The 9,353-nt window shown below is 63.9% G+C and carries 8 protein-coding genes; 2 read left to right on the top strand and 6 right to left on the bottom strand.

Annotation, left to right across the window (positions count from 1 at the left end; all coding sequences use genetic code 11):
• The 5 genes from VMR03_RS08345 to cpaB form a co-directional block, all read right to left on the bottom strand.
• Positions 1–591 (bottom strand): hypothetical protein (locus VMR03_RS08345; protein WP_325404132.1); only part of this gene is annotated, 591 nt, incomplete at its 3' end.
• Between the two features lie 17 nt (positions 592–608).
• The gene (locus VMR03_RS08340; protein WP_325404130.1) at positions 609–1,850 is read right to left on the bottom strand and encodes a CpaF family protein; all 1,242 of its coding nucleotides are present in this window, start codon (positions 1,848–1,850) and stop codon (positions 609–611) included.
• Complete coding sequence (locus VMR03_RS08335) at positions 1,847–3,049, bottom strand: hypothetical protein (protein ID WP_325404128.1); 1,203 nt, start codon at positions 3,047–3,049, stop codon at positions 1,847–1,849. The genes VMR03_RS08340 and VMR03_RS08335 overlap by 4 nt, the downstream gene beginning before the upstream one ends.
• A gap of 4 nt (positions 3,050–3,053) precedes the next feature.
• The gene (locus VMR03_RS08330) at positions 3,054–4,424 is read right to left on the bottom strand and encodes a type II and III secretion system protein family protein (RefSeq protein ID WP_325404127.1); all 1,371 of its coding nucleotides are present in this window, start codon (positions 4,422–4,424) and stop codon (positions 3,054–3,056) included.
• Positions 4,425–4,506: 82 nt separating this feature from the next.
• Positions 4,507–5,403 (bottom strand): Flp pilus assembly protein CpaB, encoded by an 897-nt coding sequence (gene cpaB, locus VMR03_RS08325; protein WP_325404125.1) that lies wholly within the window; start codon positions 5,401–5,403, stop codon positions 4,507–4,509.
• Between the two features lie 635 nt (positions 5,404–6,038).
• Between cpaB and VMR03_RS08320 the strand changes: the two genes are divergently transcribed.
• On the top strand, positions 6,039–7,706 hold the full coding sequence (locus VMR03_RS08320) for a ShlB/FhaC/HecB family hemolysin secretion/activation protein (RefSeq protein WP_325404123.1): 1,668 nt from the start codon (positions 6,039–6,041) through the stop codon (positions 7,704–7,706).
• A 111-nt stretch (positions 7,707–7,817) separates the two neighbouring features.
• Here VMR03_RS08320 and VMR03_RS08315 read toward each other — a convergent pair whose 3' ends face one another.
• A complete protein-coding gene (locus tag VMR03_RS08315) occupies positions 7,818–8,894 on the bottom strand; it encodes a hypothetical protein (RefSeq protein WP_325404121.1) in 1,077 nt (358 codons plus the stop codon).
• 229 nt (positions 8,895–9,123) lie between these two features.
• On the opposite strand from VMR03_RS08315, the gene VMR03_RS08310 reads away from it, so the two are divergent.
• The coding region (locus VMR03_RS08310; RefSeq protein WP_325404119.1) for a TadE/TadG family type IV pilus assembly protein at positions 9,124–9,353 on the top strand (230 nt) is incomplete at its 3' end.

The raw sequence follows: 9,353 nt of genomic DNA, 5'->3' as shown, positions 1-9,353 counted from the left end.
ATCGAGTTCCTCCGCGAGCTGGTTGATACTTTCGGCGACGCCGGCGCCGTTGGCGATCCGGCGGATTGGCGGCGAAAGGAACTCGACGAGAATGGGCGGCGACGACTGGGTCGCCCGCGCCAGCGCGACCGACAGGCTGTTACCGACGACGACAAGCTGGCGCACCCGATCGAGAAAGCCCGACATCGCAAGCGAAAATGCCTCCATCCGCCGGACCGCTGCGAAGTCGAGGATGCCGACGGCGACGCCCGCGATGGCCATGCCGCTGATCGTCGCGACGAGAAGGCCGAAGGGAATGAAAAGCAGCACGCATATGCCGACATAGCCGACGGCGATCAGCGTGAACTGCGCCGGCTCGATCTCGATGCCCGCCTGAAACAGGCGGCGCTTTAGCCAGGCAGGCAGCAACTTCTCCACCGACGGCATGGGGAGCGCCCGCGCAGCCGCCTCGCCCGCGCTGGCCGGTTGCGTCAGCGTCATCAATCTGTCGTGCGTCGCAAGCGCCTGGCGCTCCCGCCGCGACGCCAGGATCGCGAATACGCCGCCCGCGAGACAGAGAAGAGCCGCTATGCTGGTGACCAACTGCAACATGACATTTCTGCCGGCACCTACACGATGCGCCGGCCGCTTGCTCCTTCGGTCCTGTCGGTGAGAGGAAAGATTTCGCGCATCGAATAGGTCGCGCCTTCCATGCCGGTCAATTCGCAGACCGAGCCGATGCGCCGCATGCCGCCGGACTGGCGCTGCACGTGAACCACGATGTCGACCGCGCCCGAGATAAAACGGCGCACCGATTGAAGATCCGACGAGAACCCGTGCAGGCCGATCAGCATTTCCAGCCGCTCCAGCGCATCGCGCGGGCCGTTAGCGTGAATGGTCGCCATCGAGCCGTCATGGCCGGTGCCCATGGCCTGCAGCATTTCAATGGCTTCATTGCCGCGCACCTCGCCGAGGATGATGCGGTCGGGACGCATGCGCAGCGCGTTGCGCAGCAGGTCGCGCGCGCTCACCTCGCTCGCGCCGTCGAGCGAGGACGGCCGCGTTTCGAGGCGGACGACATGCGATTGCTGAAGCTGCAATTCCGCCGCGTCCTCGATGGTGACGAGACGTTCCTTGACGCCGATATAGGAACTCAGCACGTTGAGCAGCGTCGTCTTGCCCGAGCCCGTGCCGCCGCAGATCAGCACGTTGCGCTTGCCCCGCACCGCATCGGACAGGAATTTCAGCGTCTCCTCGCTCAGCGCCTTGCCGCGGACGAGATCCTCGCCGGTCAGCGGCGTACGCTTGAACTTGCGGATCGAGACGATCGGCCCGTCGAGCGCGACCGGCGGAATGATGACGTTGACGCGCGAGCCGTCCGGCAGTCTGCCGTCCACATAGGGCATGGCCTCGTCGACGCGGCGTCCGATGGGGCTGACGATGCGCTGGATGACGTTCATCAGATGGGTGGTGTCACGGAAGCGCGTCTGAACGGGCTCCAGTTCGCCACGCCGCTCGACATAGATCCTGCTCGGACCGTTGACGATGATGTCGTCGACCTCCGGATCGTTCAGCAGCGGTTCCAGCGGCCCGAAGCCGACGATCTCGTTCTGGACGTCCTCGATGAGCTGCGCGCGCTCCTTGAGGTTGAGCGCAAGGCCCCGCGACATCAGCACGACGGAAATCGCCCGCGCGATCTCGTCCTGCAGCACCGCGCGAGGGATCGCCTCGCCCTGCACGCCCTGCTGCTCAAGATATTCGAGCGTGAGATCGAAGACACGAAACTTGATCTGCTGGTAACGGTCGGAGACGCCGATGTCGCTGGAAGCGGCAACGGAAGCGCGGACATATGGCTCCAGCGGCTTGCTCACGGCATGATACCCATCAGTTTGCGCGCCCAGTTGCGGACCGGCCGCACTTCGCCGCGCGCGCCCGCGCCTTCCGGTATCAGCGCGAGCTCGGTCAGGCATTGCGTCAGGCTGTCGAGATAGGCGGACGGCCCATTGAGGGCGAGCGGTACGCCGCGATTGACGCTGTCGGCGAGTTCCGCCCAGCGCGCGGGAAGGCGCACCGCGCGATTGACGCCGAGTGCATTCCGGATCTCGTCGAAGGACGGTGTGAGCGCCGGCGCGAATTCATTGACGACCAGAATGGGCTCGGTCCCGCTCGTGCGCAGCGCCCGCACCGTGCGCAAGAGATCGCCGGCCGCCTTGATGGAGGTGAAGCGCTGATTGCAGGCCAGAAAGATCTGCGCCCGCGCGCTCGGCAACACGATAAGGTCCTCGTTGCGGGAGAATGGCCCGCAATAGACGATCACGACCTCATAAAGGCTCTGCAGCATCTCGATGAGCGCCCTGAGATCCTGCATATCGACGGCCCAGCCCTCATCGTCGCCGTAGAGCGACAGCGGCAGGACGTAGAGCCCCGAACGCGGGCAGCGTGCCAGGGCACCATCGAGCAACGCGCGGTCGAGACGCGCGATGTCCTTGACGGCGTCGCTCACGCGGAAATGCAGGTCGATACCGAGCGCGATCCCGACATCGCTTGCCGGCAGCGAGAGATCGACCAGGATGACGCCGTCCTTCGGCCGCGCCGACGCGAGCATGCAGCCCATGTTGACGCTGAAGTCGCGGTTCTCGTCGTTGGGCGTCGGGCTCAGAACCGCAATCATCTGGCTGTGGCCGCGCTGGCCTGAGCCGGCGCGGCTCGTCAGATGCCGCAGCATCACGTTCTTGAATTCGCGGTCGCTCGCGTCGCGGTCTATGAAATCCTGCGCGCCGGAGCGCATGGCAGTGAGGATGAGTTGCGCGCCCATTTCGTTGCCGACGACCACGATCGGCGTCTCGTCGTCAAACCACTGACGAACCGCTACGAGCCGCTCATATGTCGTTTGCGCGCCCGTACGGGCCTCGCTATCGACGATGACCGCGTCGGGCGAGAACTGCCGCGCGATCTCGTCCGCATTGTCCGACAAGGGATCGACGCGCACGACTGTCGCCGCCGAATCGAGCGCACGCTTGGCCTGTTCGCCGAGGGCCGCTTCCGTCGATATGAGCAGAACGCGATGCATACGCTTACCTCATCAGGCCGTATTTGACGACGTGATCCTCGAGTTGCTCGTCGTTGAGCAACATCTTGCCGGTGCTCGGGTCGTATTTCGGAATGCCCTCGCCCGGCAGCTTCGGCACGGTGCCCGCCGCCATCGGCGAAACGAGGCGAGGCGTGGCTATGACGATAAGCTCCTGCCGTTGCTGTTGGTTCCGCGACGTCTTGAAGAAATTGCCGATGATCGGCAGATCGCCGACACCCGGCACCTTGTCCTCGACATTCGACGAACTGCTGTACATGAGGCCGGCGAGCACGAAGCTCTGGCCGTCGCCGAGCTCGACCGTGGTGTTGGTCGAGCGCGTCAGCAGCGCCGGAATGGTCGAGCCCTGAATGGTGATCGCATTGTTGAAATCGAGCTCGCTGACCTCCGGGTTGACCTTCATCACGATACGGTCGTTATCGAGCACCGTCGCCTGCACATTGAGCTGAACGCCGAACTTCTTGTATTCGATGGTGATCGCGCCATTGGTGCTGCCCGACTGCGGCACGGGGATCGGGATCTCGCCGCCGGCCAGGAAATTGGCTTCCTCGCCGCTCCGCACGAGCAGCGTCGGCTCCGCCAGCAACTGCGCGAGATTGGCGCTGTTGAGCGCGCTGATGACGCCTAGGAAATTGTTGGAGCCCGGCCAGGAAAGATAAAGATTGAAGGCCTCGGCGATCGGCAACGTCGGATCGAGGTTGAGTCCCGAGCCGCTCGTGTAGCCGGCTGCGCTCGCGCCCGGCGATGTCGACGCGAACTCGAAATTGCCGCCCAGCGTGCGGAAATTGAGCCCGAGCGCTTTCAGCGTGTTGACCTGCACGGCGGCGAAACGGATTTCGACCGCGACCATGCGCTCTTCGGCGACATCGACCATATTGCGGACATCCTTGCCGACATAGCCGAGCGCCAGTTCCTTCACGCGCTCGCGGTCGGCGAGGCTGTAGACCTTGCCCCTCAGAACCGTTGTCTTGCCCGTATTCGTCGCCGTCACCTGGGCGAAGGACGGGTCGGATGACAGCGCGCCCTGCAAACCGCCAAGATCGGCGCCGACGACGATGCGATAGGAGACGCTTTTGTCGTTGCCCGAGAACCAGACGGTCAGGTCCGACGATCCCGTGTTCTGTCCGAGCAGACGCAGCTCCCGCGAACTGATGACCTTGATGTCGACCACCTTGGGGTCGCTGACGGCGATGCGTCCGATCGCGTTGTCGAGCTTCAATATCTTCTGCCCGCCGAGCGCGATGGAAAGTCCGTCCGAACGCGCCGCCGCCGGCCCCGCCGCGAGGGCCAGCATCAGGACCGCGACCACCGCGGCCAACGATCGAAGACTCACCCTGTAATCAAACCCCTGCCGCATGTCAGTTTCCGTTCCCGGGCTCCGATGGAGCCTCCCCTCTCGCGATCCGAAACTCATACGCATACCGTCGCGGCGCTGTCCGTCACCGCGAAGTCGTTACTGTCGTCGTGCTGGCGCCCGAATAGATCGTGATCCGATGCCCACCTGTTCCGTCCGCTTTTTTCCGCACCGGCTCGGGCACGGTGTCGGCTCCCGCAACGGTCCCGGTTCCGAGGTCGGCGAGGCTGACCGAGCTCTCCGGCGCCACGGTTTTGTCCGAGGGATTGCGGATCGCAAGCGCGACCTTGCCGAGCCTGTCGGCCAGAGCGAGCCGCGCCACAGCATCGGGCGCGATCGCCAGCGAAACGGTGCGCGCGCCGTTGACGGCCTCCGGCCCCTTGGTCGAGAGCCTTTCGCCCACGGCGAGCACGGTTACGTTCTGCAGAAGAAGCGTGGCCCGGCTCTTGTCGGCCTCGCGCCGGTCGGCAAGCGTGTTCTCGCTGAAGACCGAGCCAGGCAGGGTCACAAAGACATCGACGCGGTCGTTGACCCTGAGAAAGCCACCGGTGATCTGATCCTCGGCGACACGAACGGAAAAGGCGCGCTCCCCCTCCGGCAACAGGGCCGATACGCCGGCGGCGACTTTTTCCGCGCTGAGCGCGTCATTCAGGATGATCTGCGAGGAGAGAATATCGACAGTTGCCACACGGCCGACGGCCGCCGCCGCATCGCCGAGGCTGCCCGACGGCGCGGGCGAGACGACCCCGTGCAGCGCCACATCGTCATTCGTGATGACCGCGCCCCGCGAAATGGAACGCGATGCGATGAGCACGGATTGTATGGATGCGGCGTTTTCCGTCGGTCGGCCCCGGCTCGCTTCGACCGGGTGACTGCGGTTGCTGAGATTGAGCCAGACCAGCACAATCGCGGCTAAAATGAGAACCGCCCCAACGCCAAGGAGAAGCAACGGATTTCTCTGTAGTCTCTGAGCCAGGCTCATTCCAACACCCCTCCCGCATTTCCTTGCCCCGCAAGAAACGCCTCCGTTTCCACGCCGCCCCCGGTTCCTCCCTGTTCGCCGGCCGAAAGACCGGACTTATCGCCGCTCAATTATCGCGGCCGAACTGCTTACAAAACGGTTAACACACCCGAATAGGTAAGCATAGTTTACGTTCTCGGTGTGCCGGGGCGAAACGCTGGCAATGAACTCGAAGGCCAGAAGACGCTATCCCGTAGCAACAGCCGATTCTGTGTGATTTTTATTCTAAATTGTGTGTGCGCTATTTGAAAGTAATTGAAGAAAAATGGCGCTGTAACGAATGTAATCTTGACCATGCCAATAGTAGGGCTTTTCACATTTTTTATTGGGATTCATGGCTCCGACGCCCTTGGGATCGCCCGACCGCTGCTCCGACCGTGCATATGTGGCCATCGGGAAGCCCGCGGCGAGGGCGCAGCGAAGCGCGACGCTACCTGACAACTCTCGACAAATATCGGCCTTTGTCTTCTGTGTTACCCAGTTTAAAGACAGGACTCGTCTTTATGCGGAGCGGTCCGCCTGTACCATTCGCTCAAGCAGACTGAACGGCGCATGGGGCATTCGCCGAAATTCAAAAGCGCGAGCGGAGGGTGAAGATGAAAATAGGAATGCGGCTTCTCACGGCGACATCGAGTCTGGTGCTGGCGATCAACCCGGCATTTGCCGCATCGCCGCTCACCACGCCCTCGCCCGGCACCGTCCTCGCCCCTCCCCCGCCCTCGCCGGACTTGCCGCGCCGGGAAGTGCCGAAGCTGCGCGAAAACCTCGGCTTGCCGAACGGCGCCGCCAAGGTTCTCAATTTCCGTGTCGCGCGCGTGCGCATCATGGGCGCAACTGTCGTCGACGAAGCGGTCATAGCGCGCCAGTTCGACAAACTTCTGAACAAGCCGATCACCGCCCTCGAATTGCGCGCCGCCCTCGACAGCGTCAACAAACTCTACGAGGAAGCGGGCTATGCGCTCGGCCGCGCTTTCGTGCCGCCGCAAGTCGTGCAGGGCGGCACGTTGATCGTACGCGTCGTCGAAGGCTATATCGGCGATATCAAGATCAAGACCGATAGCGAAAGTGCGCGACAGGCGATCGAAGTCTTCAGCCGCCGCATCTCTAGCGAGCGGCCGCTCACCACGGCGACGCTCGAGCGCTATCTGCTGTTGATGAGCGACATTCCCGGCGTCAAGGTCGCGGGACAACTTTCCGGCATGAACATCTATACCGGCGCCGCCACGCTGGACCTGACCGCCGAAGAAGATCGGTTCACGCTCGATACGGCGCTCGACAATCGTGCCAATCTCGACTCGTCGCCTTTCCAGACCTATCTGACCGGCGCGGTGAACAATATTCTGGGCGATGGCGAACAGCTTTCCCTCACCGTCCTCGCCACCCCGAACATATCGACGCAGCAATATTTTCGCCTCGCCTATACGACCTTCATCGGATCGGACGGATTGCGGGCGACGCTGGGCGGTTCCTTCGCCCAATCGAAAGCTGGCGACCTGCCGCCAGGCTTCGATCTCGTCGGCCGCAGCAGCGAAATCGACGCCGCCCTCACCTATCCCTTCGTCCGCTCGCTGAAACACAACGTCAACGGCACTTTCGGCGCCTATGCAGTCGAGGCCTACAACGATCTGAACGGCATGCGTTTCACCGAGGACGCGATCCGCGCCGTCTATGCCGACGGCACCTATGCCGGCCGCCTGACAGACCAGATCACGATGAGCTCCAGCGTCAGGCTGACCCAGGGCCTCGGCATTCTGGGCGGCGGCCCCGACGATCGCGTGCATTCGCGTCTCGGCGCCTCGCCCTGGTTCTTCAAGGCACGCGCCTCGGCCAACGTCGCTTATGCGGTGACCCCGAAATTCGCCCTCAGCGGCGGCGTCGACAGCCAGTACAGTCCCGACTCGCTCTACAGCTCGGAAGAAATCCCCTTCGGCGGCGCGCATTTCGGCCGTGGCTTCGACACCTCCGAAGTGTCCGGCGACAGCGGCTACGGCACGTCGTTGCAAGCTCAGTACAGGCTCGACAGCGATATCCTCGGCGGCTGGTCGATCACGCCCTATACGTTCCTCGACCACTCGCGGGTCTACAACAAGCCCGTCGACGGTCAGGGCAATGCGAAGCTGGTCTCGACCGGCATCGGCGTCACGGTTTCCAACCGCAAGTGGCTGTCCGTCGGCGTCGAAGCCGACAAGCCGCTCAACCGCGACGTCTCCTCGCGCGGCAACAAGGATCCCCGTCTTTACTTCTCCCTTGAAGTCAGGCTCTAGGGGAACCTCTCTCCTCCCGGCGAAAAAAAGAAGGCCCGAACGGAAGTTCGGGCCTTTCAAGTTTTCGAGGAACACTCGCCGCATCCAGACGCGCCCGACGGCACGCCCTTGTTACTTCCCGAGAAGGCCGCCGACGACGCCGCCGACAACCGGCACGCTGCTCAATGTATCCGTCACCGGCGCAACGACGCTCGTCACCGTGCTGGTGACGGGCGCAAGAGTATTGGAGACGGGGGATGTCACGGTAGCCGCCGTCCCGGAAACCGTATCGAGAACGGTACCGATAGCGGAGCCCGCGAGCGGCACCGAACCGAGTGCCGAAGTTACATCTCCGATGGGGCTCGGCGAAGTGCCGGCGACCACGCCGAGCACACCGGTGACGGCCGTACCGACGGGCTCGAGCGGCGAGGTTCCAGCCGGAACCTGGCTCCCGATTGCGCCGCTGCCGCCGCCGGCGAGCACCGTCGTGACGCCGCCGCCTGTGCCGAGAAGATTACCGACGAGGTCGACGCCGAGGAGGTTGTCGACGACCCCGCCGTCGCCGGTCAGGCCAAGTTGTGGAACCTGATCGAGCGCACCGGCGAGCGTGGAGGTCGGGACGGCCTGAACCACAGGCGCCAGTGGCGAACCGGCAATGCCATCTCCAAGGAGAGCACCCAGAAGACCGTCATTGCCGCCCGCGAGGCCGGACGGAATGACGCCCTGCGTCCCGAGCAGTACACCGCCGAGATCGGAACCCATCAGATCGGCGAGGAGGCCGTTGTCGCCGGTGACGCCGAGCCCATCGCCCAGCACCTGCGCGTCGGGATCGCCCGCGATCGCCGCCGCGAGTTGGGGCACCGCACCGCCGCTGCCGCCGCCGAGAATCTGACTGATGGCATTATCGCCGCCGAGAAGGGAGTCGATCGTGCCGCCCAGCGGATCGGTGCCGACGATGTTCGAGACCAGGCCGCCGCCGCCCGTAACGCCGAGCCCGTCGCTGATTGTGCCGCCGGAGCCGACGATGCTCCCGCCGCTGCTCGATCCGCCCGTGCCACCCGAGTCTCCGGAACCGCCGGAGCCGCCGTTTCCGAGCAGACCGGTCGTTCCTCCTTCGCCGCCTACCTCCGAAGAGAAAGAGATCTTGTCGGTAGCACAACCCGCCAACATGAAGCATGCGGACGATACGAGCAGAGCTTTCTTGAGCACAGCCACCCTCCCGGCAACTTCGGGTCTGAAGGGACCGAAAAGCCGGTCCGCACCCGTTGCTCATTTTGTAGTCCAGTCACCCGGTGATCGGTGTGCTGATGTGTGTAGATGTGTCACTCTTCGGTTCGACGATCCCGGACCGGCACACCCGTTAACGCTTAAGTAAAGGCCGGCGGGCTTCACTAGCGATGCGTTTCGTTGGATCATGCGTCGAGGGAGAGCGATCGCCATGAGCCGAGAAAAGACACGAGACCGGAAGTCCGAAGGCCCCGTTCGCCGCGGGCTCCGGAACTTCCGCCGCGACGAAAGCGCAGCCGTGTCGCTGATCGCCGTCGCCACGATCTTCATGGTGCTCGCCGTCGCCACCATCGTCATCGATGCCGGCTCCATTCTCTTCGCGCGCCGCACGTTGCAGAACGCCACCGACGCCGCCGCCCTCTCGGCAGTGCAGCATCTGGA

Source organism: Parvibaculum sp. (assembly GCF_035511255.1).
Lineage (GTDB): Bacteria > Pseudomonadota > Alphaproteobacteria > Parvibaculales > Parvibaculaceae > Parvibaculum.
Note: the sequence above shows the minus strand (reverse complement) of the source record. Positions and strands in the feature narration are given on the sequence as shown.

Coding starts and splice junctions, on each gene's coding strand:
- VMR03_RS08335 (WP_325404128.1), bottom strand. CDS start 3,049: ATGCATCGCGTTCTGCTCATATCGACGGAAGCGGCCCTCGGCGAACAG.
- VMR03_RS08330 (WP_325404127.1), bottom strand. CDS start 4,424: ATGCGGCAGGGGTTTGATTACAGGGTGAGTCTTCGATCGTTGGCCGCG.
- cpaB (WP_325404125.1), bottom strand. CDS start 5,403: ATGAGCCTGGCTCAGAGACTACAGAGAAATCCGTTGCTTCTCCTTGGC.
- VMR03_RS08320 (WP_325404123.1), top strand. CDS start 6,039: ATGAAAATAGGAATGCGGCTTCTCACGGCGACATCGAGTCTGGTGCTG.